The organism is Actinoplanes sp. NPDC049598, from assembly GCF_040675435.1.
Taxonomy (GTDB): Bacteria; Actinomycetota; Actinomycetes; order Mycobacteriales; family Micromonosporaceae; genus Actinoplanes.
Genome location: NZ_JBFAOX010000020.1, coordinates 1 through 25,679 on the forward strand (window position 1 = coordinate 1; position 25,679 = coordinate 25,679).

At 71.5% G+C, this 25,679-nt stretch carries 18 protein-coding genes; 7 read left to right on the plus strand and 11 right to left on the minus strand.

Going from position 1 to position 25,679, the window contains the following annotated elements:
* Positions 1 to 144 (plus strand): sigma-70 family RNA polymerase sigma factor (locus AB0J66_RS35250; RefSeq protein ID WP_364670598.1); only part of this gene is annotated, 144 nt, incomplete at its 5' end.
* A gap of 860 nt (positions 145 to 1,004) precedes the next feature.
* On the opposite strand, the gene AB0J66_RS35255 is transcribed toward AB0J66_RS35250, so the two are convergent.
* The 3 genes from AB0J66_RS35255 to AB0J66_RS35265 all read right to left on the minus strand — a co-directional run bounded on the left by AB0J66_RS35255 (position 1,005) and on the right by AB0J66_RS35265 (position 4,505).
* Positions 1,005 to 1,400: a hypothetical protein gene (locus AB0J66_RS35255; protein WP_364670244.1), complete on the minus strand. Its 396-nt coding sequence runs from the start codon at positions 1,398 to 1,400 to the stop codon at positions 1,005 to 1,007.
* Positions 1,401 to 3,054: 1,654 nt separating this feature from the next.
* Positions 3,055 to 3,618 carry a general stress protein gene (locus AB0J66_RS35260; protein WP_364670247.1) on the minus strand — a complete coding sequence of 188 codons (564 nt, stop codon included), beginning with the start codon at positions 3,616 to 3,618 and terminating at the stop codon, positions 3,055 to 3,057.
* Complete coding sequence (locus AB0J66_RS35265; protein WP_364670250.1) at positions 3,615 to 4,505, minus strand: phosphatase PAP2 family protein; 891 nt, start codon at positions 4,503 to 4,505, stop codon at positions 3,615 to 3,617. The genes AB0J66_RS35260 and AB0J66_RS35265 overlap by 4 nt, the downstream gene beginning before the upstream one ends.
* Before the next feature lie 229 nt (positions 4,506 to 4,734).
* On the opposite strand from AB0J66_RS35265, the gene gsmA reads away from it, so the two are divergent.
* From gsmA to AB0J66_RS35295, 6 genes are all read left to right on the plus strand, one after another.
* Positions 4,735 to 5,877: a sporangiospore maturation cell wall hydrolase GsmA gene (gsmA, locus tag AB0J66_RS35270; protein ID WP_364670253.1), complete on the plus strand. Its 1,143-nt coding sequence runs from the start codon at positions 4,735 to 4,737 to the stop codon at positions 5,875 to 5,877.
* A 67-nt stretch (positions 5,878 to 5,944) separates the two neighbouring features.
* Entirely contained in the window at positions 5,945 to 8,272 is a 2,328-nt protein-coding gene (locus AB0J66_RS35275) for an ATP-binding protein (protein WP_364670256.1), read from the plus strand.
* 22 nt (positions 8,273 to 8,294) lie between these two features.
* Positions 8,295 to 9,068 carry an aldo/keto reductase gene (locus tag AB0J66_RS35280; protein WP_364670259.1) on the plus strand — a complete coding sequence of 258 codons (774 nt, stop codon included), beginning with the start codon at positions 8,295 to 8,297 and terminating at the stop codon, positions 9,066 to 9,068.
* A gap of 58 nt (positions 9,069 to 9,126) precedes the next feature.
* The gene (hrpA, locus tag AB0J66_RS35285) at positions 9,127 to 13,041 is read left to right on the plus strand and encodes an ATP-dependent RNA helicase HrpA (protein ID WP_364670262.1); all 3,915 of its coding nucleotides are present in this window, start codon (positions 9,127 to 9,129) and stop codon (positions 13,039 to 13,041) included.
* A 75-nt stretch (positions 13,042 to 13,116) separates the two neighbouring features.
* Positions 13,117 to 13,497 (plus strand): DUF6401 family natural product biosynthesis protein, encoded by a 381-nt coding sequence (locus tag AB0J66_RS35290; protein ID WP_364670265.1) that lies wholly within the window; start codon positions 13,117 to 13,119, stop codon positions 13,495 to 13,497.
* A gap of 206 nt (positions 13,498 to 13,703) precedes the next feature.
* Positions 13,704 to 14,795 carry a LamG-like jellyroll fold domain-containing protein gene (locus AB0J66_RS35295; protein WP_364670268.1) on the plus strand — a complete coding sequence of 364 codons (1,092 nt, stop codon included), beginning with the start codon at positions 13,704 to 13,706 and terminating at the stop codon, positions 14,793 to 14,795.
* A gap of 145 nt (positions 14,796 to 14,940) precedes the next feature.
* On the opposite strand, the gene AB0J66_RS35300 is transcribed toward AB0J66_RS35295, so the two are convergent.
* The 8 genes from AB0J66_RS35300 to AB0J66_RS35335 all read right to left on the minus strand — a co-directional run bounded on the left by AB0J66_RS35300 (position 14,941) and on the right by AB0J66_RS35335 (position 25,647).
* Positions 14,941 to 15,414, minus strand: a complete 474-nt coding sequence (locus AB0J66_RS35300) for an SRPBCC family protein (RefSeq protein ID WP_364670271.1) — start codon at positions 15,412 to 15,414, stop codon at positions 14,941 to 14,943.
* Entirely contained in the window at positions 15,411 to 15,764 is a 354-nt protein-coding gene (locus AB0J66_RS35305; RefSeq protein ID WP_364670274.1) for a metalloregulator ArsR/SmtB family transcription factor, read from the minus strand. Before AB0J66_RS35305 ends, AB0J66_RS35300 begins: the two co-directional genes overlap by 4 nt.
* Before the next feature lie 2,359 nt (positions 15,765 to 18,123).
* Positions 18,124 to 18,354, minus strand: a complete 231-nt coding sequence (locus AB0J66_RS35310) for a hypothetical protein (protein ID WP_364670277.1) — start codon at positions 18,352 to 18,354, stop codon at positions 18,124 to 18,126.
* Between the two features lie 293 nt (positions 18,355 to 18,647).
* A complete protein-coding gene (locus AB0J66_RS35315; protein ID WP_364670279.1) occupies positions 18,648 to 19,682 on the minus strand; it encodes a cobalamin-dependent protein in 1,035 nt (344 codons plus the stop codon).
* Positions 19,679 to 21,382 carry a PP2C family protein-serine/threonine phosphatase gene (locus tag AB0J66_RS35320; protein ID WP_364670282.1) on the minus strand — a complete coding sequence of 568 codons (1,704 nt, stop codon included), beginning with the start codon at positions 21,380 to 21,382 and terminating at the stop codon, positions 19,679 to 19,681. The genes AB0J66_RS35315 and AB0J66_RS35320 overlap by 4 nt, the downstream gene beginning before the upstream one ends.
* A gap of 88 nt (positions 21,383 to 21,470) precedes the next feature.
* Positions 21,471 to 22,244 carry an exodeoxyribonuclease III gene (locus tag AB0J66_RS35325; RefSeq protein ID WP_364670285.1) on the minus strand — a complete coding sequence of 258 codons (774 nt, stop codon included), beginning with the start codon at positions 22,242 to 22,244 and terminating at the stop codon, positions 21,471 to 21,473.
* Between the two features lie 229 nt (positions 22,245 to 22,473).
* On the minus strand, positions 22,474 to 24,750 hold the full coding sequence (locus AB0J66_RS35330) for an EAL domain-containing protein (RefSeq protein ID WP_364670288.1): 2,277 nt from the start codon (positions 24,748 to 24,750) through the stop codon (positions 22,474 to 22,476).
* 39 nt (positions 24,751 to 24,789) lie between these two features.
* Entirely contained in the window at positions 24,790 to 25,647 is an 858-nt protein-coding gene (locus AB0J66_RS35335) for a universal stress protein (RefSeq protein ID WP_364670291.1), read from the minus strand.
* Positions 25,648 to 25,679 lie beyond the last annotated feature (32 nt).

The following is a 25,679-nucleotide window of genomic DNA, read 5'->3' on the forward strand; positions in this document are numbered from 1 at the left end:
CAGAAGATCCTGACGCTGCGCTTCTACGGCAACCTGACCCAGTCGCAGATCGCCGACCAGGTCGGCATCTCCCAGATGCACGTCTCCCGGCTGCTGACCAAGGCCCTGACCAAGCTCCGCCAGGAGCTCCGCGCCGGCCTGTAGACCTTCGCATTTCGAACCCCGCGCCCTCGGGTGTGGGGTTCGTTGCGTTCGATCACGAGAGGGGCGCCCACGACCACTCGTGGCGGTCGACCGTCTGTCAGTGCGAGCCAGCCCACCGGACCGGTCGCTGTCGGACCGCGGGGCGGGCCGTGGTGCCGCCTTTCGGCTCACGTCAGGCCCGGTCGAGCTCGACTCGGGGCCGCTCGGCCACAGGCGGTGACAGTGACGCTCTGGCCTGAACGGGTGCTCGTAGATTGCGGCGCCACGCCATCTGTCGTTGAAGCTCACTGCGATTTCCTCACCTAGGTTGTGGCGCCGCTTGTCGGCTCGCGGGAGGCGGCGGCCGAGTCCGGCTCCTGGCGGCTGAGCCGTGGCACCAGCCATCGACTCGCGCAAGGCGGAGGCCGACCTCGCCCCACACCCACCGGTTCGTGACCAGCTGCTCCGACCTGCCCACACCCATCGGTCCGTGATCGGCAGCGCCGGCTTCGGCTCGCGCCCACCGGTTCGTGATCGGCGGTGTCGGCTTCGCCCGCAGCTGCCGGTCTGTGATCGGCGGTGTCGGCTTCGCCCGCAGCTGCCGGTCTGTGATCGGCGGTGTCGGCTTCGCCCGCAGCTGCCGGTCTGTGATAGGCGGCGTCGGCTTCGCCCGCAGCTGCCGGTCCGCGATCAGCGGCGCTGGCCTCGGCTCGCGCCATGTGGGCGCCAAGGTCAGGTCCGGCTGTAGTCCGTGGCGAGCGAGCCGGACGGAGTTGCGCGCGGATCCCTGGTTGCGCCTGCTCGCCAGGGCCGGTGGGTGTCGTCTTGCGCTTGGCTTCCCGCCTCGGGCTGGTGGGATGGCGTTGCTTTTCGGTGTTCTATCAGACGCTCTTTGAGCGCCTCATGTGATATCGATAATGTCCCGCGCGGCGCGTGGCGCCTTTTTTAATTGGCATGATCGACATTGTTTTGTCGATAGCAATGGCGGCTCTGTCGCGGGATAATTGATTATGAGGTTCCAGCAGCTTGGGCTTTTCTCGCGGAAGCAAATGAACGCCATGCGCGATCGCACTCTGGCTCGCAATTGGTCGCCTGAGCATGACGATGATCGCCGAGAGCTCGACCGTCGTCGGGCAGGGGGTCTTGCCCAACGCCATGGGATGAAACTTCACCGGCTTCAGCATGGTCCTTCCTGTCTGCTGGAACGGAGGGCTAAGGCGCAGCCGCAGCCGCAGCCGCAGCCGCAGCCGCAGCCGCAGCCGCAGCCGCAGCCGCACGCATCGCGCTCCCAGCCGTGGCCCCAGCTCCGGGCGTCGCGCTCCCAGCTCCGGGCGTCGCGCTCCCAGCTCCGGGCGTCGCGCTCCCAGCTCCGGGCGTCGCGCTCCCAGCTCCAGGCGTCGCGCTTCCAGCCGCAGTCGCATGCGGCGGTTGCGGCGGTTGCACCTGCACCGTCTGCGACCGGTGCCGCGGTCACGGTCTCTGAAGTCGGACCGCTGCCCGTCGCGCCGGGAACGGAGGCCGCGCTTGAAGCGGTGGCACCGGTGGCACCTGGGGCGGCCGCAGTCGTAAGCGTTGCTGGCGCGGCTCGTCGGGTGGGAGGAGCCGGTCGGCGTTCAGTCGCAGCCGCCATGACTGTTGCGTCCATACCGGCGACGCCAACACCTGCGGCTGGGGTGTTCGCAGTTGCGAAGGGAGTCGTGGTTACCGCCGCCAGGCCCTCGGTGGTAGGGCCGGCATCCGCACTCCCGCGACCGTTGCAGCTATCGCACCCGCGGCGGTTGCGGTTGCCGTATTCGCGGGTTCCGCGACCTGCCCCCAGGCCCGTGGCAGGCCCTGGGCGGTTGCAAGCGCGAGCGGATCGGTTGCGCCTGCAGCCGTTGCCTGTCCCAGCGGCGGTACTGGGAGATCTGTTGATCCCGCATCATCAGGTTCCGCGTTCCCAGTCGTGGGCACAGTCGTCGAACCTGCAGCCCTCGCTGGGATCGCGTCCGCGGCAGCTGCGGCTCCCGCGCCCGCGGAGTCGCGGGCGGAGCTGGTCGCGTCCGCAGCAGCAGTATCCCCGGCAGTTGCACCGGCAAGACCACCGTCATTGCTGCATCGGAGACACAGCGGCGTCCGCGGCAGTTGCTTCGGCAGGGCCGCCGGCCTGGCTCTTGTCGGGGTGGAGCGTAGGTGTCCGCGGCGGTTGATCCGGCTGGCTCCTATCGCAGGCGCAGCGTCGGTGTCTGCGGTAGTTGCTTCGGTGAGGCCGCCGCCCCTGGCTGCGGTCGGGGGTGGGCGTGGGTGTCGGCGGCGGTTGGTTCGGCAGGGTCGCCGGCCTGGCTGCTACCGCAGGCGCAGCGTCGGTGTCTGCGGTAGTTGCTTCGGTGAGGCCGCCGCCCCTGGCTGCGGTCGGGGGTGGGCGTGGGTGTCGGCGGCGGTTGGTTCGGCAGGGTCGCCGGCCTGGCTGCTATCGCAGGCGCAGCGTCGGTGTCTGCGGTAGTTGCTTCGGTGAGGCCGCCGCCCCTGGCTGCGGTCGGGGGCGGGCGCCGGTGTGCGCGGCAGTTTGCCGGCAAGGGCGCCGCCGTTGCTCTTATCGCAGGCTGGGTATCGGCATCTGTGGCGGTTGCACCAGCAAGACGGTCATCCTCGCTGCTGTCGCGGGTGCGGCCGCGGCCGCCGGCCCGCAATGCCGGCGGTCGTTGTGGGTGCAACCACCGGCGAGTGGGGCTGGGGTGGTGACGGCTGTCGCTGCGTGAATGGTGTGAGCGGGCGGCGTTCAAAAGCGAGCCGCATTCGAAGTGCGCGATTGTTGCTGGGATGGGGGCCCGGCTGGGAGCGGATTCGGAAAGAATGGTCCGCGGCGGGGGAAAGTGTCGTGCAGGCGTAATGGTGTTTGGTGGGGAATGCGAAAAGCCCGGACCAAACGCGGTCCGGGCTTTCGGGGGTGAGCTATTGGGCGCCGGAGGCGCGCCAGTTGAGCTGGACCAGGAGCTGCTGGGCCTGGGCGGCCACCTCGGCGTCGGCGGTTACCGCGTACTGGCCGGCCTGGAGGGAGCTTCGTGAGGCGAAGTCGCGGCGGCCGCCGGTGGCGGCGTGGGCGATGGCGCCGAAGATGGCGCCCCAGACGGCGCCGATCAGCAGGCAGCTCAGGATGACGGCGAACCAGTTCGAGTCGCTGAACAGGCCGAAGAGCAGGCCGATGAAGAGGCCGAACCAGGCGCCGGAGGCGGCGCCGGCCAGGGCCGCTCGTCCCACGGTGAGGCGGCCCAGGACGTTCTCCACCAGGCGCAGGTCGGTGCCGATGATGGCGGTGCGCTCGACCGGGAACTTATTGTCGGAGAGCAGGTCCACTGCCTGCTGGGCCTGCGCGTACTCGGGGAAGGTGCCGACCACGACGGTGGGGATGGGGCCGGCGGCCACGTTCTGGGCGGGCAGGGTCGGTACGCCGGACGGGCCGGACGGCACGCCGCCCTCGGGGGAAGGGGAAGAGGAAGGGGTGGATGGTGTGGTCACTTCGTGCCTCCTTGGATGGCGCCCGGTGAGGCCGTCAGCCACACCCAGACGAGAAACGCGCCGGCGGCGGCGGCCGTGATGGCGGCCGAGCCGGAGAAGAACGCGAGCCGGCCCGTCGGGTCGGCGAAGCCGGCCACGACGGCCAGGCCGAGGCCGCCGGCCAGGCCGGTGAGCAGGCCGCCGAAGATCAGGGGAATGGTGGCGACCCGGCTCGGGCGGCGGGTGATGCCGGGCTGGCGGAGCCGGCGGAGGCGTACGAAGAAGACCGCGAGCGAACCCCAGGCCAGGGTGACCAGCAGGGCGCCGACCGTGTCGCTGGGGCGGTGCCAGGCGGCCCAGACCGTGGCCACCGCGATGATCGTGACGTAGCCGAAGCCGACCAGGGCGATGGTGCCGCGCAGGGCCTGCGGCAGCACCAGGATCACCGCGAAGGCGACCGAGGCGGCCGCCGCCGTGTGGCCGCTGGGGAAGCTGTTCGGCATGTCGGCGCCGTCGAGGTCGGGGCGGTAGAGGCGCATCTTCAGCAGCTGGGTGGTCACGTTGGCCCCGATCACCAGCAGGGCGGCCCCGATGGCCAGGTCGGCCCGGCGGCGCAGCACCCCGAAGATCGCCGCGAACAGGCAGACCAGCACGAGGCTGGCCAGGCTGGTGCCGTTGAGCGTCCGGTCGAGCACTTCCACGACGCGGGTGTGGTGCACGTCGGCGCCGTTCATCGCGGCCGTGTCGACCCGCTGGCCGACCGTGGTGCGCAGGGCGACGCGCCACAGCGCGTACAGGCCCGCCACCGACAGCACGAACACCACGAGCGGCGCGACGAGGTGACCGGCCCCGCGGGGGCGGGGTTCGGGGTCGGTGTCGGGTAACGACGGGGACGCCAGGGCCGTCATCGGCAGGCTGCCCTTCTGCGAGTCGCGGTCAACGGCGGTACGCGCTTTGCCCAGCCGGGCAAATTTTCAAGCGCGCGCCTCATAAGTCACAACGTCACCTGCGGCACATTCTGGCCACAGCGGGAGCCCTCGGCAACGTTTCTGCACCCGAGATCGCTCTTGGCCCGCAACGCGCGCCCGCGAACTTCGAACGGACACGGACGCCGTCCGAACGAGGGGGACACTTTTCATGAGGCAGTACACCCGCCGGCTCGCCGGACCGATGCTCGCGCTCGCCGTGGGGGCCGGCCTTCTCGGCGTACCCCAAGCGGCCTACGCGGCTGGGGTGACGGCCACGGTCGACGTCCGCGGCACGCTGAAGGTCCGCTCCGCGCCGTCGCTGGCGTCGAAGGTGGTCGGCTCGCTGCGCGACAACCAGAAGATCTCCGTCGCCTGCTCGGTGGCGGGGCAGAGTGTGCGCGGCTCGGTCCGCACCACGACCCAGTGGGACCGTCTCACCACCGGCGGGTACGTGACCCACTCGTACCTGCGCAGTGGCGCCGTCAAGAAGTGCGCCACCGCGAGCCCGCAGGCCGAGGCCGTCAAGGCCAAGAAGCCGACGGTCAAGGCGCCGACGGCCACGTACAAGGTCGGCACGGTCAAGAGCTCCGACGGCAAGGTCAACATCCGTACGGCCCCGTCGACCACCGCCCCCGTCAAGCGTTCCGTGCTGACCGGCGCCAAGGTCAACGGCGTCTGCGGGGTCGCCGGCCCGACGGTGAGCGGCACGGTCCGTACGACCTCGCAGTGGAACCGCCTCTCCGACGGCTCCTACATCTCGCACGCGTACGTCGTCACCGCCGCCCTGACCCCGTGCCCGGGCACGACCGCGCCGGCGACGCCGGTCACCTCGGTCACCCCCGAGCAGTTCCTGGCCGCGGCGGTGCCGGGCGCGCAGCGCGGCTGGCGCGAGTACGGCGTCCCGGCGTCGGTCACCATCGCCCAGGCGATCCTGGAGTCGGGCTGGGGCAAGAGCGGCCTGGCCTCGGTCGACCGCAACTACTTCGGCATCAAGTGCCAGAGCGGCCGGTACGGAACGCTGGCCAGCGGCTGCCACGACTACACGACCCAGGAGTGCACCAAGGCCGGGGCCTGCTTCACGACCGTGGCGAGCTTCCGGACGTACGCGTCGATGGCGAACTCGTTCCGTGACCACGGCAGCTTCCTGCGGGTGAACAGCCGGTACAAGCCCGCGTTCACCTACACCAAGGACGCGAACAAGTTCATCTGGAACGTGTGGAAGGCCGGTTACGCCACCGACCCCAACTACTACACCAAGATCACCACCCTGATGGCGCAGCGCGATCTGTACCAGTACGACACCTGGAAGTGAGCTTGATCCGCCCCCGTTGACCGGAACTCCGGTCGGCGGGGGCGTTTTGCGAACTATGCTCGATTTGGTGAGAATCAACGGGGAGAGCAGGGGCCTCGCCCTGGCCGTCTCTGTCGCGCTGGTCGGCCTGGTCATCTTCGGGCTGGTGTACGTGGGCATGCGCTCCGCCCAGGAGGAGACCGCCGAGCGGGTGATGGACCAGCGGACGGCGATGGCCCGGGCCGCCGTGCAGTCCGAGACCGAGCGTTTCCGCTCCCTGGTCGAGGCGACCGCGGCCGGCCTCGGCACGGACGCACACCTGACCTGGGACGACTTCAACGCGGCGACCGCGCCGCTGTCGTCGGCCGAGCTGATCGGCGCGGCCTCGCTGGCCTTCATCGTCCCGTCCAGCACCGTGGACATCCCCGACGTGCAGAAGTTCTGGCGCGGGCGCGGGGCGAAAGGCCTCGTGCTGCGGCCGGCCGGGGACGGCGAGCACTACTTCACCATCTTCACGCGCACCCTGAACACGGCCGGCCCGGCGCTCAACGGACTGGACGCCAGCGCCGCGCCCGAGGCGGCCGAGGCCCTGCAGGACGCCCGCCGCACCGGCCGGCCCAGCGTCTCCGGCACGTACGTGCTGCTGCGCGACCGGAACCTGCCGGCGGCCCGGCAGCAGCACTCGTTCGTCTTCGCGGCGCCGGTCTGGACCCGTACCTCGTCCCCGGTCTTCCGCGGCTGGATGGTGCTCGGCCTGCGCGGGCAGGACTTCCTCCGCGGCGTGCTGGCCACCGTCAGCCAGGGCCAGCTCGAGGCCACGCTTCTGGCGGCCGACCGCGACGGCGAACGGCCGGCGGTGGCCCGCTTCGAGGCCGGCGGGGCGGCCGACCTCGAGCGGCGCAGCGACATCCAGGTCGCCGACCGCGAGTGGACGCTGATCACCCAGGCCGACGCCCGGCTGCTGCCCGGGGCGACCAGCCCGTTGCCGCTCATCGTGCTGCTCGGCGGCATCGCCCTGTCGCTGATCCTGTCCGGGCTCGTCTACACGCTGGCCACCAGCCGGGCCCGGGCCCTGACCCGGGTCGAGCAGGCCACGGCCGAGCTGCGCGACGCCGAGGCCGAGAGCCGCCGGCACGCCGGCCTGCTCGGGGCGATCATGGACAGCATCGGCGACGGCGTCGGCGTGGTCGACGAGCGCGGCGCCTTCCTGCTGCACAATCCGGCCGCCCGGCAACTGCTGGGCGGCATGGAGGACGCCGACGACCCGGGCTCCTGGCAGCAGCACTACGGGCTGTACGAGCCGGACGGGCGCACGCCGTTCCCGATGGCCGACCTGCCGCTGATCCGGGCGCTGCGGGGCGAGTCGTCCGACGGCGTCGAGATGATCGTGCGCAACTCCCGCCGGCCCGAGGGCATCCTGGTCAGCGTCGACGGGCGCCCGCTGCGTACCAGCGCCGGGCTGCGGGGCGCGGTCGCCGTCTTCCACGACATCACCGAGCTGCGCCGCTACGAGAACGACCTGGCCGTCTTCGCCGGCGTGGTCGCCCACGACCTCAAGGCGCCGCTGGCCGTCATCCGCGGGCACTGCGAGGCGGCGATCGAGGAGCTGGCCGACGCGCCGGCCTCGGCGGCGGGCGACGTGGTGCGCGACGACCTGGGGCGGATCGTGCGGGCGGTCGACCGGATGGCCGGGCTCATCGACACGCTGCTGGCCTACAGCACCGCGCGGGACGCCCCGCTGCACACCCGCCGGGTCGACCTCGGCGCGCTGATCGCCGAGGTCGTCCGCGACCGCGTCGAGCACCTGAAGCCGGAGGAGCGGCCGGACATCTACGCGGGGCCGATGCCGGAGGTCCGGGCCGACCCGGCCATGCTCCGGCACGTCCTGGACAACCTGGTCGGCAACGCCCTCAAGTACGTCCGCCCGGGCGTCACGCCCCGCGTCGACGTGACCGGCGAGGCCCTCACCGCGCATTGGGCCCGCATCGAGGTCGCCGACCGCGGCATCGGCATCCCCGACGAGGACAAGCCGCGGATCTTCGAGAGCTTCCACCGGGCCCAGACCGCCGCCGGGTACGCCGGCACCGGGCTGGGCCTGGCCATCTGCCAGCGCATCGTCGAGCGCCACGGCGGCGAGATCGGCGTGGCTGACAACCCCGGTGGAGGCACCCGCTTCCACTTCACCGTTCCCATTTTCGTACCGGCGGAGGAACCAGGCATGAGCAGGACCGACACGGACGACGAGGCGGCCACCCGGGCCGCGCTGGAGCGCGCGCTCGCGGAGCGGGCGGCGATCGAGAACACCCGGCTGCCCGGGCTGGGGGCGCTGCCCTCATCGGCGCCGTCGGGCCACAACCCGGCGGCGGTGCCGCTGCGGGCGCCGGTGCCCGAGCGGCCGCCCGCCACCGCGGAGTGAGATGTGGGGCAGGATGAGTCGTATGACGATTCCTGCCCTCCCGCTGTCCTCGGGGGCCCAGATGCCGCTGCTCGGCTTCGGCACCTGGCAGCTCCGTGGTGACCACGCTTATCAGGCCGTCCGCGACGCGCTCGAGGCCGGCTACCGGCACCTCGACACCGCCACCATGTACGGCAACGAGGACGAGGTCGGCCGCGCGCTGAAGGACTCCGGCGTGCCCCGCGACGAGGTCTTCGTGACCACCAAGCTGCCGCCCGAGCGGGCCGGCCAGGAGCGCCGGACCATCGAGGCCAGCCTGCACGCCCTCGGCCTGGACGCCGTCGACCTGTGGCTGATCCACTGGCCGCCGCACCGCGGCCGCTCGGTCGCCGTCTGGAAGGAGTTCATCGCGATCCGCGACGCCGGGCTGGCCCGGGCGATCGGCGTCAGCAACTACGGCGCCGGCGAGATCGACGAGCTCACCGCCGAGACCGGGGTCACGCCGGCGGTCAACCAGATCAGGTTCGGGCCCACGCTGTACGACGCGTCGGTCCTTCAGGCGCATCGGGACCGCGGCGTGGTCCTCGAGGGCTACTCGCCGTTCAAGACGACCAACCTGAACGACCCGGTCCTGACGAAGATCGCGGCCGCCCACGGCGTCGACACCGCCCGGGTGGTGCTGCGCTGGCACATCCAGCACGAGATCGTCGTCATCCCCAAGTCGGCCACGCCGGAGCGGATCACCCGCAACGCCGACATCGCGGGCTTCGAGCTCACCGACGAGGAGATGGCGGCCTTGGATTCTGTGGGCAAGTAAACGTCGCGGCTTTAATCACCAGGCAATCACGCCCTGATCCGCCTATTCTTGTCGCGCCATGTCGATAACACCTGCCCCACCGGCCGTCGCCGAGCTGCGCACCCGCATCGCCGAGCTTCTCCCGCCCGACGAGCACCGGCTGGGCCGCCGGCTCGAGGGCACCCGCAAGATCAAGGACGAGGCGGCCCGTACGGCCGTGCTCACCGAGATCGCCGGCGACGTCGACCGCGCGGCGGCCCGTCTGGCCGCGCGGCTCGCCTCCGTACCCCCGATCACCTATCCCGAGTCGCTGCCGGTGAGCCAGCGCAAGGACGACATCGCCGAGGCCATCCGCGACCACCAGGTGGTCGTGGTGGCCGGCGAGACCGGCTCCGGCAAGACGACCCAGATCCCCAAGATCTGCCTGGAGCTGGGCCGGGGCCTGCGCGGGCAGATCGGGCACACCCAGCCCCGGCGGATCGCCGCCCGCACGGTCGCCGAGCGGATCGCCGAGGAGCTCGACCGGCCGCTGGGCAGCACGGTCGGCTACAAGGTGCGCTTCACCGACCAGGTCAGCGACGACACCATGGTCAAGGTGATGACGGACGGCATCCTGCTGGCCGAGATCCAGAACGACCGGATGCTGCGCCGTTACGACACGCTGATCATCGACGAGGCCCACGAGCGCAGCCTCAACATCGACTTCATCCTGGGCTACCTGCGGGAGTTGCTCCCGCGCCGCCCCGACCTCAAGCTGATCATCACCTCGGCCACCATCGAGACCGCCCGGTTCGCCGAGCACTTCGCCGACAAATCGGGCAAACCCGCTCCGGTTATCGAGGTCTCCGGCCGGACCTTCCCGGTCGAGGTCCGGTACCGCCCGCTTCTCACCGAGCGCGAGGACGAGACCGAAGAGCCGATGGACCAGGTCGACGGCATCGCGGAAGCCGTCGACGAGCTGGGACGCGACGGCGACGGCGACATCCTGGTCTTCCTCTCCGGCGAGCGGGAGATCCGCGACACCGCCGACGCGCTGGCCAAGCGCAACCTGCGCAACACCGACATCGTCCCGCTGTACGGGCGCCTCTCCGCGGCCGAGCAGCACAAGGTCTTCGAACGCCACTCGCAGCGCCGGGTCGTGCTGGCCACCAACGTCGCCGAGACGTCGCTGACCGTCCCCGGCATCCGCTACGTCATCGACCCCGGCACCGCGCGTATCAGCCGCTACTCCAGCCGGCTCAAGGTGCAGCGCCTGCCCATCGAGCCGGTCTCCCAGGCCAGCGCCAACCAGCGCAAGGGCCGCTGCGGCCGGGTGGCCGACGGCATCTGCATCCGGCTCTACTCCGAGGAGGACTTCGAGGGCCGCCCCGAGTTCACCGAGCCGGAGATCCTGCGGACCAACCTGGCCAGCGTCATCCTGCAGATGACCAACCTGGGCCTGGGCGACCTGGCCAAGTTCCCGTTCATCGACCCGCCGGACCGGCGCAACATCACCGACGGCGTCAAGCTCCTCGAGGAGCTCGGCGCGCTCGACGACCGGCGGCTCACCCCGCTCGGCCGTCAGCTGGCCCAGCTGCCGGTCGACCCCCGGCTGGCCCGCATGGTCATGGAGGCCGACAAGCAGCAGTGCGTGGCCGAGGTCATGGTGATCGCGGCCGCGCTGTCCATCCAGGACCCGCGTGAGCGCCCGGCCGACAAGCAGCAGCAGGCCGACGAGAAGCACGCCCGCTTCACCGACAAGGAATCGGACTTCTTCAGCTACCTCAACCTCTGGCGCTACCTGCGCGAAAAACAGCAGGAGCTGTCGGGCAACCAGTTCCGGCGCCTGTGCCGTTCGGAGTTCCTCAACTACCTGCGGGTGCGCGAGTGGCAGGACATCTACGCGCAGCTGCGCCAGACGGCCCGTACCCTCGGGTTGACCCTGGCCGAGGACCGCGAGGAGGTGGCCGAGGGGCAGCACGTGCACACCGCTTTGCTGTCCGGTCTGCTCAGCCACATCGGGCTCAAGGACACCGACAAGCGCGAATATCTCGGGGCCCGCGGGGCCAAGTTCGCCATCTTCCCCGGGTCGGCGCTGTTCAAGAAGCAGCCGCGGTGGGTCATGTCGGCCGAGCTGGTCGAGACCAGCCGCCTGTGGGGCCGGGTCAACGCCCGCATCGAGCCCGAGTGGGCCGAGAAACTCGCCCCGCACCTGGTCAAACGCAGCTACAGCGAACCGCACTGGGAGAAGAAGCAGGGCGCCGTCATGGCGTACGAGAAGGTCACCCTCTACGGGCTGCCCATCGTGCCGCGGCGCAAGGTCGGCTACGCCAAGATCGACCCGGTGGTGTCGCGGGAGCTGTTCATCCGGCACGCGCTGGTCGAGGGCGACTGGGAGACCCACCACAAGTTCTTCGCCGACAACGCCAAGCTGCTGCTGCAGATCGAGGAGATCGAGAACAGGGCCCGGCGCCGCGACATCGCGGTCGACGACGAGACCGTCTACGCCCTGTACGACGCGCGCATCCCGGCCGACGTCGTCTCGGCCCGCCACTTCGACGCGTGGTGGAAGAACGCCCGCCGCACCGACCCCGATCTGCTCACCTTCACCCGTGAGCTGCTGGTCAACGCGGGCCGCGACTCGGTCGACCCCAACGCCTACCCCGACGCGTGGCTGGCCAACGGCGTCAAACTGCCCCTGACGTACGAGTTCGAGCCGAACACGGCGGCCGACGGCGTCACCGTCGAGGTGCCCCTGCCGCTGCTGAACAAACTGGACCCCGAGGACTTCGGCTGGTCGGTCCCCGGCTTCCGCAAGGACGTGGTCATCGCGCTGATCCGGGCCCTGCCCAAGGCCCTGCGGACCAACTTCGTGCCGGTGCCCGACTGGGCCGAGGCCGTCCTCGACCGGGTGCCCGTACGCCGCGGCCCGCTGCCCGACGCCATCGGCAACGAGCTGCGCCGGCTCACCGGCACCATCGTGCCCCGCGACGCCTGGCGCCCCGACCAGGTGCCCGACCACCTGCGGGTCAACTTCCGGGTCGTCGACGAGCAGGGCAAGGTGCTGGGGGAGGGCCGCGACCTCGAGGTGCTCCGCCGCAGCCTCGCCCCGAAGGTCCAGGCCACCATCTCCAAGGCGGCCGGCGACATCGAACGCCGCGGCATCACCACCAACGACTTCGGCCTGCTGCCGCGCCGGGTGGCTCAGGTCCGGGGCGGGTACGAGGTCAACGTCTACCCGGCGCTGGCCGACGAGGGCGACAGCGTGGCCGTCAAGGTCTTCGAGACCGAGGCCGAACAGCGCACGGCGATGGTCGCCGGCACGCGCAGACTGCTGCTCCTCACCCTCCCGCCGGCCGCCCGCTACCTGCAGGGGCGGCTCGACAACCGGGCCAAACTCGAGCTGTCGCGCGCGAACCCGTACCGGTCGATCGCCGATCTTCTCGACGACTGCGCCGGGGCGGCCGTGGACAAGCTGGTGGCCGACGCGGGCGGTCCCGTCTGGTCGTCCATCGAGTTCGCCTCGCTGCGCGACGCCGTACGGCAGGACCTGGTCGACGCCGTGGCCAACGTGGTGACCCAGGTGCAGGCGGTGCTCGCCACCGCGTACGACGTCGAGCAGAGGCTGAAATCCCTGCGTGACCCCTCGCTGCTCCCGGCCCTGGCCGACATCCGGCAGCAGCTCAAGGGGCTCGTGCACGCCGGATTCGTGACCGAGACCGGCTTCCGGCAGATGCACCACCTGCCGCGCTACCTGCGGGGGATCGTCTACCGGCTGGACCGGCTGGGCGGCAACCTGGCCCGCGACCGGCAGCTGATGGCGCAGCTCCACGAGATCGAGTCCGAGTACCGCGAGCTGCGTTCCTCGTCGTCGTCGGCGGCGGCCGAGGGGCTGGCCGAGATCCGCTGGATGATCGAGGAGTTGCGGATCAACTTCTTCGCTCAATCGTTGGGAACTGCCTATCCGATTTCGGACAAAAGGATCTACAAGGCGATGGACCAACTGCCTGCGTAGCAGGCTTGTTGACGCTCAGGTGCCGTTCGGTTACCCCCCTGTCGCGGGGTCGGCGGAGGCCATAAGTTCTTCCGCATGACGAACGAATTCCTGGCCTTCGCCCCGCTTTCCGCCCTTGTCCCGACCTCGCCGGCCGCCGGCACGCTCGACGAGATGATGGCTCGCGTGGGCGTCGACGGGATCGTCGCCGCGCTGGCCGACCCCGGCGTCCTCGCCCTCGTCGACCAGCACGCGGCCGGCGTGCGCGACGCCCTGGCCGACGCCGACCAGGCCCTCGACGCGGACGGCCTGGCGTCCTACGTCCGCTCCATCGTCGCCGGCGCCCGCCGCATGGGGCGCTCGCTGCCGACGCCGGGCACGGCCCCGGTCCGTACGGCCGAGTGGCTGACCGCGGAGTGGCACGTGCTGCGCCTGGTGGCGGTCTGCTGGATCGCGCTGGAGAACGAGGCCCTCTGACGGGTGCGCGGTTTGTGGCGCCGGCCGGTGCCTCCGCTGTTGTGGCCGGGCTCTCCGTAACCCGGTCGGGCTGGTGCTGATCCCTCGGACGGGATGATCCCCGTCGCCCGGACGGGCTCGCCCGTCCGGGCGGGGGAATCCCCCCGAAACGCCGAAAGGGGTCCTTTGCCCTTTTGTGGCGGATGCGTGAAGTTATACCTATGAAAATGGCTTTCGCCCTCGTCGCAGTCGCCGGCCTCGCAGTACCGGCGCCCGCACTGGCCGCCCCCGGGATCCCCGCTCCCGGCGCCACCACCCCGCCGGCCGCGGTGACCACCCCCGTGGCCGTACGCCCCGGCGCCGCCCCCGTCGCCACGACGGCCCCCGCTGCGGCCCGCTCCGGCGCCCTGCCGCCCGCTGTCCTGGCCGCCGCGCCCGCTCTCGCTCCCGCCGCGGCCCCGGCCGCCGTCGCTGCCGCTCCCGCCGGCGTTCCCGCCCCAGTGCCCGCCGCTCCTGTCGCGCCTGCCGCTCCCGCTCCCGCGGCTGCCGCTCCCGCTCCCGCGGCCGCGGCTGCCGCTCCCGCGGCTCCTGTCGGTGCTCCGGTGGCTGCTGCGGCCGCGCCTGCTGCTCCGGCCACTGCCGGCCCGAAGCCGGCGGCCACGACTGCTGCTCCCGCGCTGGTCGCGCGCTACACCTTCGACGCCGGCGCCGTGAACGGCCGCATCGCCGACACGTCCGGCCGGGGCACCTCGCTCACCGTGCGCGCCGTCGACTCCGGTGTCATCCGCTTCGACACCACCACGCCCTCCGGTCGCTACGCGAGCTTCCCGGCCGCGTGTGCCAGCAACGCCACCACCTGCCCGCGGGCCCTGCTCGAGGCCCCCGACGACGCCGACCTCAACCCCGGCACCCGGACGTTCCGCTGGTCGGCCCGCATCCAGCTGACCAAGACGCAGATCACCGGCTCCGCCAACATCATGCAGAAGGGCGTCGCCACCACCGCCAGCCAGTGGAAGATGCAGGTCGGCCGCACCAACGGCAAGGCCCAGTGCGTCGTCGTCGGCACCGGCTCCGCCACCCGCTACGTGGCCCGCTCCACCACCTCGGTCGCCGACGGCCAGTGGCACAAGATCCTCTGCCAGCGCAGCGGCTCCACCCTCTCGGTCTACGTCGACAATGTCGTCCGCGGCACCGCCACCATCCCCAGCACCCTCAACATCAGCAACCCCCTGCCGCTCCGCCTGGGCGGCCCCAACTTCAACACCAAGACCGACATGTACCACGGCCGCCTCGACGACGTGTACGCCGAACTCGGCTGACCCGGGCACCAAAGGGGAACAGGGCGGCCCAAGCCGCCCTGTTCCGTTTCCGCCCGCTGGACGCCCACCCCTGCTCCCCGCGGCAGACGTCCAGACGGGTGTTGCTCGTGTTCGTGGTTTCCGCGGCCGGGCCGACGCCAGGCGGTCAGACGGTGCCCTTGGCGAGCAGGGTGTCGAGCTTCGCATAGCCCTCGTTGACGCCGGTCTCCATGCCGCTCTGCAGCCAGGCGTCGCGGCCCTCGAAGCTGTCCACCAGGGACTGCGCGTGCAGGCGGGTGCGGCCGTCCCCGAGGTCCTCGAACGTCAGGGTCTCCAGCGCCACCCCGTCGGGCTGCCCCTCGAAGGTGAAGGTCTGCACGATGCGCCCCGGGCTGACCTCATGGAACGAGCCGTGGAAGCCGAACTCGTCCGTACCGTGCACGGCGACGTAGCGCCAGGCCCCGCCGGTCTGCGCGTCCCAGCGCTCGATGCGGGCCGTGGTGGAGTCCGGCCCGACCCACTGGGCGAACAGCTCGGGATCGGTGTGCGCCCGCAGCAGCTGCTCGGGAGTGGCCGTGAAGTCGCGAGTGATCCGGATGATCGGAAGGTTCTTGTCTGCTTCGATCCGTGCCTCGGTCATTTCTCTTCGCCCTTCGTGTCGATTCGGTCGTCGTCCATCGCCGCGAGCACCGCGTCCAAACGCTGGTAGCGAGCCTCGGCCCGGCGGCGGTACTGCTCGGCCCACCCGCCGATCTGCTCGAAGACCTCCCGCTCCAGCCGCACGGAACGCGGCTGCGGCCCGGGTGGCCGGCTGACGAGGCCGGCCTCCTCCAGCACCTTGAGGTGCTTGTAGACCGCCTGCAGAGACATCTGGTAGGGCTCAGCCAGCTGATTGACCGTCGCATCCCCGGTAGCCAGCCGCGCCACCATGTCCCGCCGCGTCGGATCAGCCAGGGCGGCAAACACCCGCGAGAGCCCATCCGCCGCCATGTGCCCCTTCTTTCAACTCATCGGTTGAAAGCCACGGTAGACCGCTCCCCGACGAGCGTCAACCATTAGGTTGAAAGACTCGTATGCGCCGAGGCCGGTAAGCGGGCGTGGGGCCGGGCCGCGGTGGCAGGCCGGGTTGGAAGTGACGCAAAGGCCCGGCCCGGAGGAAACGCGCGGCGGGCACGGCCCAGCCCGCGGACCGTCGCCGCCCGTCAGGCTGATCGCCGCTTCGGCGCCTTCCTGTTGGCGCCGCGCGTCGCAATGTTCGTGAGAACCGGCATCACCCCTGATCTTTGCTGCCCCGGTAGCGCTGGGGCCCGCGTCGTCCGATTCCCTCCACGCTCCGTGTAATCGATCACGAAGCCCCGCAGGACGCGAGCGCGGATTCGCCAATTGAATGCGCCGGGGTCGGTCGGTGGATTCCATATCTTCGCCAAATGCTTGTGTCAGCTCGTTCGAACATGCCTTCCCGCTGGTTCGGCATGGAAAATTCGGTTTGATTGTGGCGGGCCCGTCCGCCGGTGTGGCCGTCTGCAAAGAAAGCGACCCGTTGCCGTGTTCTGAACGCCGTTGCATCTATTTTTGGTTGCGGGGTGGCGTCGACGCGCCCGGGCTGCTTCGAATAAGTGGGTGAAAGCGTGGCGTGCGTCCGCGACGGCGATCTCCGAATAGACCCGGTCCGCCTGACTTGCGGCTGTGCAGGCCCCGGCGTGATCACCGCGGCGCCCGAGCCGCTGGCCGGCCCCGACGTGACGGGCCCGCCGAAAGCAGAGGCGGTCACGCTGAGCGCCGGTTCCAATATCGCCACCGGCGTATGCGGCGTGGGCTCGGATGCTATCGGTTTGATTGCCGGTGCCGGTGCCGGTGCCGGTGCCGGTGCCGGTGCGGGTGTGGTCGCCGGTGGCGGTGGCGGTGGCGGTGGCGGTGGCGGTGGGGTGTGGGTCAGGGGTGCTGGCGGTTCGGTCGCTGCTGGCAGTTGGGGTGTGGGTTGGGGTGCTGGCGGTTCGGTCGCTGCTGGCAGTTGGGGTGTGGGTCAGGGGTGCTGGCGGTTCGGTCGCCGCTGACAGTTGGGGCGTGGGTCGGGGTGCTGGCGGTTCGGTCGCCGCTCGCAATTGGGGCGCGGGCAGGAGTACTTCCGGTTCCGCTTCCGCCGGCAGCTGCGATCCGGGTACGGACTCTGCCGGTTGGATCGCCGTCGGCAGTTGGGGCGCGGGCTTGGATGCTGTCGCTTCGATCGCAGCTGGCGCCGGAGGTGTCGGCGTGAGCGTTGCCGGCTGCGGGGCGCCCGGGTTTGAGGCGAGGGGCACTTGCGTCGTGGTGGTGCTCGCGGCGGCGGGCTCGGCGGCAGTGGTCGAGCCCGCCGGAGGCTGGGGCATGCGCCGCTCGCGGGCGCACCGGGCGAACTCAGCCTTGGCCGCCTCCACGGATCCATACATGCGGCGCTGCTTCTCGGCGTACCGTTGCGCTAATCCCCAATCGCGGCGCTTCTTCTGGGCACGCCGGAATTTTCGCCCTGGTTCGATCGCGCATCGCTGCCGTCTCGGCCCGGCCGAACAATGATATCTGCCCTCGCATCTAAGATTTGTCCCGCACCCGGACCGGTGGCGGCAATCCGGGATCATGCCAACCTCCACGAAGTTCTGGTTACCGGTCCACGCCCTCGGTCGTATCGCCATTCGCGAATAAGGTATATCGCGGCCACATTAGAGTGCATGGATCTATCCGTAGATGAGGCATGCGCGTCTCCGCCGCCCGTCACTTTGCGTTAGTCGTGCACTCGTCGAGGACACGGAGCCGGTCCGCTAATAGGCATCGCCTGAGCTCGCCGACATCGAGAAAAGTGAGAGGTTGTGGTGCGAAAACTCCCGACATAGCCACGATGCACGGCACGAGAGGCGGGGCCGGATGCTGGGCGACGCGGAGGGCAGGACCTGACGGGTCTTCGGGAGGAATCGCCGGAGATGGGTAGCAGGAACGGCGGGGGATTTGGCCTGAGGTATCCAGGTGGCACGGCTGGGGAGATTGCCGGAGGTGGATGTCAGGAGCGGCTTCCGGAGACGGTCGACGCCAAGCCGGAGCTCGGCCCGACAAGGTGCGGGTGCGGGTCGAGCGTGGTGGAAGAGCTGAGAGGGCTGGCCGGAGCGGCGGGAGGCGCGGCCCGAGCTGGCTGGGTGGACCAGCTGGGGAGAGCTCGCCGGAGGGGGGTGGCAGGAGCGGCCCGGGGTGGCGTGAAGAGGGTGGCTCGCTGGCGAACGCAGGACGGCCCGGCCCCTGTGGGGAGGGGCCGGGCCGTTGGCCGACAGGGCTGTCCGGAAGTGTGAGAGGCGACCGGGAGCCGCGCTGTCGGCCGGGTGGTGGCCTAGCTGCGCCGGAAGGCGTAGGTGCGGGCTGGGGCGGCGCGGTTGGAGCGGGAGCGGCCGGAGCGGTCCCGGGCGTCCTGCCGGGAGTCGCGGGCGCCGTGGTGGGTGGCCGCGGTGGTGTCGCGGCGGGGCGGGGTGCCGGGGGTGGTCGGGGTGAACAGGCCGGCCGCCAGGTCGTGGGCGGCGAGGTCGTCGGCGTCCACGTGGACGGTGAAGGGCTGGGCAGGCATACGGGCCTCCTCGGGGCCCGGCGTGGAGGCCGGGCCGGGCAGTGCGAAGCCGTGGCGACAAGAAGTGGGCGTGCTCCGGGTGTCGGCGCTGAGGCGTCTCCACGGCGGACAACCACCGGAACACCCGGAACCGAGCACGATCAACGGCAGCCACCCGCGGTCGGCGGCGCCGGGCCGGAAAGGCGCCGGGCGGGCCGGAAGGGCGGGCCGGAGGAAGCATCAGATCATGTGGAGCACGCTATCCGGCCTCGCGATCCAGCGCGAGCGATTTAATTCGCGAACGGGAGAGGTGGCTACTTCACCAGCTGGGTGCCGGCGGTGAGCATGGCGGTCGCGGTGGGGAAGTCCTGCAACTGGGTCCGTACGGCTTCCAGGCCGACCCGCAGCGCGACCGGTGGCACGCCGCGGGCCTCCAGGACGGCGGCGGTCCACTCGATGAAGTCGGTGAAGATCTGGGTTTCGCTGACGTACAGGGCGGCCGCCAGGAAGTCCACGATGTGGGTCATGTCCTCGGTGGTGGCGTCCAGCTGCCGGGGGTTGTAGTCGCGTACGCGGGGATACGTCTCCGCCAGGGTCGCCATGGCCGTGCTGATCAGCGCGCCGCGCTGGCGGACGACGTACGTATACTCCTCGTCGCCCAGGAAGGCCGACAACTGCGGGTCGGGGGAGTGTGGCGGCCAGTTGCGCGCGAGCCGGCGTACGGCCTCCTCGGCCCCCGCCGCCCAGGCGTCCGCTCCCAGTGCCTGGGCGTAGCGCCCGCCGGGGCCGAAGCCGCGGCCGCCGGCGATCACCGGGACGCCGGCCGCCTTGCAGGCCGTGATGGCCGCGTGGGCGCGCGGCAGCCGGGTCGCGATCATGCAGCTGAGGGCGATCGCGTCCGGGCCGGTTTGATGCAGGTGGGTGACCAGGTGCTGGCCGGGCACGTTCGCGCCGAGGAAGTCGACTCGCCACCCGTCCAGCCGCAGCATCTCGGCCAGCAGCCGGACCGGCAGGGCGTGCCATTCGCCGTCCACGCAGGCGATGGTGATGCTGCCCCGGTAGGGCTTGACCGACGTGCGGGTGGCCACGGCGGCCAGCGCTCGCTCGCTGATCGCCGTGGCCGCGTGTTCGCGGGCCACCGACCATTCGTTGGCCGCCCAGAGTTCGCCGACGCGGGCCTGGGTGGCGGCGATCAGGTCCATCATGATGCGCTGCGGGGCGACGCCGGCGTCGAGCAGCTCGCACACGAGCCGGACGGCGCCGTGCTCGTCGCTGTCGCCGACCAGGCGCAGGTATTCGCCGGCCAGGCCGGGGTCGTCGAGGGAGCGGAACGGGGCCGGGACCGTCATGAGCGCTGCCTGACGCGACGGTCACCTCGCCGGGGCGCGTCGAGGGCGAACGGCGAGGCGTTGCGGGCGCCCGTGCGGAGGCTGAGCTGGGTGCGGTCGGGGGCTCGGACGGCCAGCATGGCGATGTCGTCGCGGGCCCCGCCGTGCACCCAGTCGGAGACGAGCTGGCGGATGCGTTCGACGGCGGCCGCCCCGGGCATGCCGCGGCAGCCGGAGAGGGCGTCGCGGAGCCGGGCCTCGCCGTACTCCTCGGCGCCGGTGGGGCCGCCGCGGGCCTCGGTCAGGCCGTCGCTGTAGAGCAGGCACAGCTCGCCGGGGGCAAGTTCCACTTCGGCCGGGTGTACGACCGTACGCGCCACCGCGCCGATCAGAGTGCCGCTGGTCGGCACCTCCTCGACCGTGCCGTCGGTGCGCAGCACGAGCGGCGGCGGGTGGCCGCCGGTGGCCAGGTTGAGCCGGACCCGGCCGTGGTCGGCCCGGCTGACCGAGCCCACCACCATGGTCACGAACCGGTGCTGGCGGGCCGACTGGAGCAGGGCCTGGTTGAGCACCCGCAGCATCTCGTCGGGTTTGGCCTCGACCAGGCGCAGCGCGCGCAGGGTCTGGCGGACCTTGCCGGTGAGCACGGCCGCCTCGGGGCCCTTGCCGCAGACGTCGCCGAGCGCGATGACCGTGTCGGAGCTGTGCTCGGTGGGGCCGAAGACGTCGTAGAAGTCGCCGCCGATGCGCAGCGCCTCCTTGGCCGCCTGGTAGGAGCCGACCAGCTCGATGCCGTCGGGCTGGGGCAGCTCGGGCGGCAGCAGGTCGGCCTGCAGGACGGCGGTGGTGTCGACCTGCTCGCGGTAGAGCCCGGCGGCCGAGATGGCGGCGCCGGCCCGGGCCGCGAAGATCCGGGCGAGCATCTCGTCGTCCGGGCTGAACTGGGCCTCGGCGCCGCGGCGGGCCAGGATCAGCGCGCCGGCCGGCTCGGCGTTGCCGGGCAGCGGGGTGACCAGCAGGGCGCCGACCGGGCCGAAGTCGCCGGGCAGCAGCCAGTCGGGCGCCTGGGCGGCGTCGAGCCACTTGCTGGGGATCGGCGGGAAGCCGCCGAGCACCTCGACCAGGCCGGGCACGTCGGGCAGCACGTTCTCGCGGAGCCGGCCCTCGTCGACCGGGCCGCCGGCCACGAGGCGGACCCACATGCTCTGCCGGCGTTTGACCGGCAGCACGACGATCGCGGCGTCGGCCAGGTGGGCCACCGCCAGCTCGGCCGTGATGCGCAGGCAGCGGCCCTGGTGCAGGGAGGCCGACAGGCGGCGCCCGGCCTCGGCCAGGAAGGCCGTGCGGGCGCGCTCGGCCTGCAGCGCGCCGGCCCGGGCGACCTCGTCGGTGCGATCGCGCAGGTACCACCCGTAGTGGTCGTCGCCGAGGGGCCGGCGCTGCCCGTGCAGGTGGCGGCCGGCGAACTCGTCGGTGAAGCTGTCCTGGCCGGCCGCGATGGCGGCGGCCAGACCGGGCAGGGGGCCGGCGCCGGCGGCAAGACCCGGCCGGAGCTCCGGCACCAGCGCCGAGGCGGCCGCGTTGACCAGCAGGATCTTGTCGTCGGCGGCGCCGCACAGCAGCACCGCCTCGCTCGCCGCGTCCAGGGCGGCGCGCAGCAGGGCCGGTGCGGGTGTGTCGACGAGCCGGTCGCCGGTGGTGACCGGCGATTGCGCTGTCATGATCCCTCCCGTCTCTCCCCGCCGGATACAGCTCTGATCCGTTAGAGCCTACGTGCATTCGTGCGGAACGCACGACGGCCGCCGGGTGTCAATCGCCTAGGTCGACGACGATCGGGGCGTGGTCGGAGGGGCCCTTGCCCTTGCGCGCCTCGCGGTCCACCACCGCATCTGTCACCCGATCGGCGATCGCCGGGGTGGCGTAGACGAGGTCGATCCGCATGCCCTTGTTCTGGTGGAACATCCCGGCCCGGTAATCCCAATAGGTGAACGGGTGGTCGCCCTTCATCGGCCGGGCGATCACGTCCCGCAGGCCGATGTCACGGATGGCAGTGAGGGCGTCGCGTTCCGGAGCCGTCACGTGGGTGGCGCCGACGAACACGCTGCGGTCCCACACGTCGGCGTCGGTCGGCGCCACGTTGAAGTCGCCGGCGACCACGACGGGACCGGCCGCCACCTCCGGGGCCAGGGCGTCGCGCAGGGCGGCGAGCCAGCGCAGTTTGTACTCGTAGTGCGGGTCCTCGGGGGTGCGCCCGTTCGGCACGTAGACCGAGACGAACCGGACACCGCCGCAGGTCGCCCCGATCGCGCGCGCCTCCGGCTCCGGATAGCCCGGTTCGCCGGGGAAGCCCTGGCGCACGTCCTCCAGGCCGACCCGCGAGAGCAGGGCAACACCATTCCAACGGCCTTGGCCGTACGCTGCGGTGGCGTACCCCAGCTCACCGACCTCATCGCTCGGGAAGCCGTCCGCGGCGACCTTGGTCTCCTGCAGGCACAGCACGTCGGGCTTGGTGGTGTCGAGCCACTCCAGCAGGCGCGGCAGCCGGGCCTTGACCGAGTTGACGTTCCACGTGGCGAAGCGCATCAACCCAGGGTGCTACATGTTCGGGCGCCTCGTGTTACTGGGGCGGGCCGTGGCGAGGATCAGGGCGGCGGCGAGACCGGCCATGAGCACGAGAAGCACGACCACGAGGCCCGACATGTCGCTCCTTTGTTATCAAGTCTGTAGCGAAACCTGACCCGAGTGTGATCCCCGTTACCACCACTCGATCAGCGAATAATGCCTCAGCCGGACCCGAACCGCCAGTACGCGTTCAGGAATCAAGAGAAGTGTGCAAAGAGACGGCCCCGGCCACGTGCCAGTGCGCGGCGAACTCGGCCGCCGGCACGGCCGGGCCCCAGAGCCAGCCCTGCCCGCGGGTCACCCCGATGGCGTCGAGCACGTCGCGCTGCAACCGGGTCTCGATCCCCTCCGCGATCACGGTCAGGCCGAGCGCGTAGCTCATCGCGGTCACGGCCCGCACGATCTCGTCGTCCTCGGTGCCCTGGCCGAGCCCGGTGATGAAGGAGCGGTCCAGCTTCACCCCGGTCACCGGGAAGCGGCGCAGGTAGGACAGCGACGAGAAGCCCGTGCCGAAGTCGTCGATCAGCAGCTGGACGCCGAGCTCGCGCAGCTCGAAGAGCACCCGGCCGGACGTGCTGTTCGGGTCGACCAGCACCGACTCGGTCATCTCGAGGGCCACGCAGCGCTCCGGCACGCCGTGCTGCAGCAGCTCGGCCGACACGATCAGCGGCAGCTCGGGGTCGGTGAGCTGGCGGGCCGACACGTTGATGGAAAGGTAGAAGTCGTCGCCGACGGTGCCGTCCCGCCGCCACTGGCCGAGCTGGCGCAGCGACTCCCGGCGCACGAGGTCGCCGATCGCCCCGATCAGCCCGGCGTCCTCGGCGATCGGGATGAAGACGGCCGGCGAGATCGCCCCGCGCTCCGGGTGGGTCCAGCGCGCCAGCGCCTCGGCGCCGACCGGCACGCCGGTCCGGACCTTCACGATCGGCTGGTACGCGACGTGGAGCTGCCCCTCGTCGATGGCGCGGCGCAGCGCCACCTCGAGCTCGATGCGCTCCCGGACCTCCTCGTGCATGGACGCGTCGAAGATCGTGACGTGCCCCGGGCCCTCGGACTTGGCCCGGTACATGGCCGTGTCCGCGTCCCGCAGCAGGGCCTCGGTGACCTGGGCGAACTTGCTGAACTCGGTGCCGGTGGGGGCCGAGGCGACGCCGACCGAGGCGGTGATGGTGACGTCGATGCCGCGGATGGAGAAGGGCCGGGTGAAGCACCGGCTGATCTCGTCGGAGAGCAGCAGCGCGCCCTCCCGCTCGCCGAGGTAGGCCAGCGCGAACTCGTCGCCGCCGAGCGCGGCCACCGGCACCGCGGCCGGAGCGGCCGTGCGCAGCCGGCGGCTGAGCTCGATGACCAGCTGGTCGCCGGTGTCGTGGCCCCAGCTCTCGTTGACGAACTTGAAGCCGTCCAGGTCGAGCACGAACACCCAGACCCGCTGCAGGTCGCCCGGGGTGGCCCGGCCCAGCAGCCGTTCGATCTCCTCGGTGAGCATGAGCCGGTTGGGCAGGCCGGTCAGCGGGTCGTGCAGCGCCTGGTGCTCGGTGTGCAGCTGGGCCACGACCTGGGCCCGGACGGCGAAGACGGCCCGCACCAGCAGCAGCGCGGTGGCCAGCACCCCGGCCGCGGCGATGGTGAGCCGTTCGGCCGAGGTGGGCTCGGAGATGACCACGAGCAGCACGAACGGGGTGATGGAGGCGGGCGCGAGCACGGCCACCCGGCGGACCGACCACGCCTGCACCGGGGGCCGGGCCGGCCGGCTCAGCTGCGCCATCGACGGGTGCAGGGCGGTCACCCCGAGCAGCGCGTAGGCCATCAGGAAGGGCGCGTCCAGCAGCGGCGACGCGTACGTCCGGCCGGTGGTGCCGATGATCGCGTACGCCGTGTCGCCGATGAACAGCATGGTCATCGCGCCCAGCAGGGTGAACAGGCTCGGCGGCCACTGCCGGGCGGTGAAGGTCAGATTGACCACGAGCAGCAGCAGGATGACGTCGAAGAGCGGATAGAAGGCGGCCAGCAGGTTCTGCAGCTCGGGCCGCTCCTGGATCTCCGCGGCGGGCGCGGCCAGCAGCAGCGCCGCGGCCAGGCCGCCGGCCAGGCAGAAGATCAGGCCGTCGAGGACCGCGTGCCGGTCGATGCTGACCCGCCATCGCAACAGGATGACCAGGAAGGCGGCCAGCATGATGTAGCCGGGGATGGTGGCCGCGTCGGCCAGCAGCGGCAGCGGCTGGTCCAGGTCGTCGACCAGCGGCCGGACGAGCACGCCGACCAGGAAGCTGGAGGCCGCGAAGGCCATCAGCCGCCAGGCCACCCGCGGCTCGGCGCCGAAGCGGCGCGGACCGGTGAAACAGGCCCAGACGGTGCCGGCGCCGATCGCCAGCAGGCACACGGCATTGACCACGGTGCTCAGGTTCGCCGTGTACGCGGCCGTCGCCGCCAGCCCGGCCACTCCGAAGAGCCGCCATTTCTCGGTCATCACTGACCATTTCGACCCCGGAGCGGCCGGGCTGAGCGGTTAGCGGGCCAGAGCGCTGCCCTTGCGGCCCGCTCCGGACGCCCGGCGCGGGGCCGGGATCGGGCGGCCGTGCGGGAAGACGGTCGGGCAGGCGGCGTGGTGCAGCACCTCGCGGGCCACGGAGCCGATCAGGCCGGCCCCGTCCGAGCCGCGATGCCCGAGCACCAGCATCCGGGCGTGACCGGACTGGCGGACCAGAGTGGGGCCCGGCGCCCCGGTGAGCAGGTGCACCTCGTGGTCGTCGAGTTCGGGCACGGCGTTCACGGCCTTGGTGACCAGCAATTCGCCCTCGCGCGGATCGGTGCACACGTGGGCTACATGGACAGCTACCTGGTGGCGTACGCCCTCGGTCGCCGCATGCCGGAGCGCGACGAGAGAGTGGGCGGACCCGTCGACCGCGACCAGCACGGGCCCGGCCGGAGGTCGTGGCCCGCGGGCCACCATGACCGGGCACCAGGCCCGGGAGACCGCCTGGACCAGCACCGACATCTCGGGCAGCCAGGGGGTCGTGGCGAGGTCGTCGTCCCCGACGACCAGCAGCTCGGCGGTGTGGCCCAGGCGCAGCAGCACCCGATCGGGCAACCCGTCGACCAGTTGTCCCGTCACGCGCACCCCGGGTGTGGAACGCTTGGCGGTGGAGATCGCCTCGTTGATGACGCGGGAGGCGGCTTGGCGGGCTCGGTCGTAATCAAGGCCCGGGCTCGCGGGGAGCTGCGGACTGGGCCAGGTGAACGCGTGCACGATTCGTAGTTCGCGGCCGCGCGAGAGGGCCTCGCGCGCGGCCAGGCGTACGGCGGCCAGGCCGGCCGACGTGCCGGTGACTCCAACGACGACGGGCGACGGACTCGGACGACGCATCAGGTTGCACCTCCGGGTTCTGATACCAACCA

Coding starts and splice junctions, on each gene's coding strand:
- AB0J66_RS35265 (WP_364670250.1), bottom strand. CDS start 4,505: ATGACGGCCCTGGCGTCCCCGTCGTTACCCGACACCGACCCCGAACCC.
- gsmA (WP_364670253.1), top strand. CDS start 4,735: ATGAGGCAGTACACCCGCCGGCTCGCCGGACCGATGCTCGCGCTCGCC.
- AB0J66_RS35280 (WP_364670259.1), top strand. CDS start 8,295: ATGACGATTCCTGCCCTCCCGCTGTCCTCGGGGGCCCAGATGCCGCTG.
- hrpA (WP_364670262.1), top strand. CDS start 9,127: ATGTCGATAACACCTGCCCCACCGGCCGTCGCCGAGCTGCGCACCCGC.
- AB0J66_RS35290 (WP_364670265.1), top strand. CDS start 13,117: ATGACGAACGAATTCCTGGCCTTCGCCCCGCTTTCCGCCCTTGTCCCG.
- AB0J66_RS35295 (WP_364670268.1), top strand. CDS start 13,704: ATGGCTTTCGCCCTCGTCGCAGTCGCCGGCCTCGCAGTACCGGCGCCC.
- AB0J66_RS35300 (WP_364670271.1), bottom strand. CDS start 15,414: ATGACCGAGGCACGGATCGAAGCAGACAAGAACCTTCCGATCATCCGG.
- AB0J66_RS35305 (WP_364670274.1), bottom strand. CDS start 15,764: ATGGCGGCGGATGGGCTCTCGCGGGTGTTTGCCGCCCTGGCTGATCCG.
- AB0J66_RS35310 (WP_364670277.1), bottom strand. CDS start 18,354: ATGCCTGCCCAGCCCTTCACCGTCCACGTGGACGCCGACGACCTCGCC.
- AB0J66_RS35315 (WP_364670279.1), bottom strand. CDS start 19,682: ATGACGGTCCCGGCCCCGTTCCGCTCCCTCGACGACCCCGGCCTGGCC.
- AB0J66_RS35320 (WP_364670282.1), bottom strand. CDS start 21,382: ATGACAGCGCAATCGCCGGTCACCACCGGCGACCGGCTCGTCGACACA.
- AB0J66_RS35325 (WP_364670285.1), bottom strand. CDS start 22,244: ATGCGCTTCGCCACGTGGAACGTCAACTCGGTCAAGGCCCGGCTGCCG.
- AB0J66_RS35330 (WP_364670288.1), bottom strand. CDS start 24,750: ATGACCGAGAAATGGCGGCTCTTCGGAGTGGCCGGGCTGGCGGCGACG.
- AB0J66_RS35335 (WP_364670291.1), bottom strand. CDS start 25,647: ATGCGTCGTCCGAGTCCGTCGCCCGTCGTCGTTGGAGTCACCGGCACG.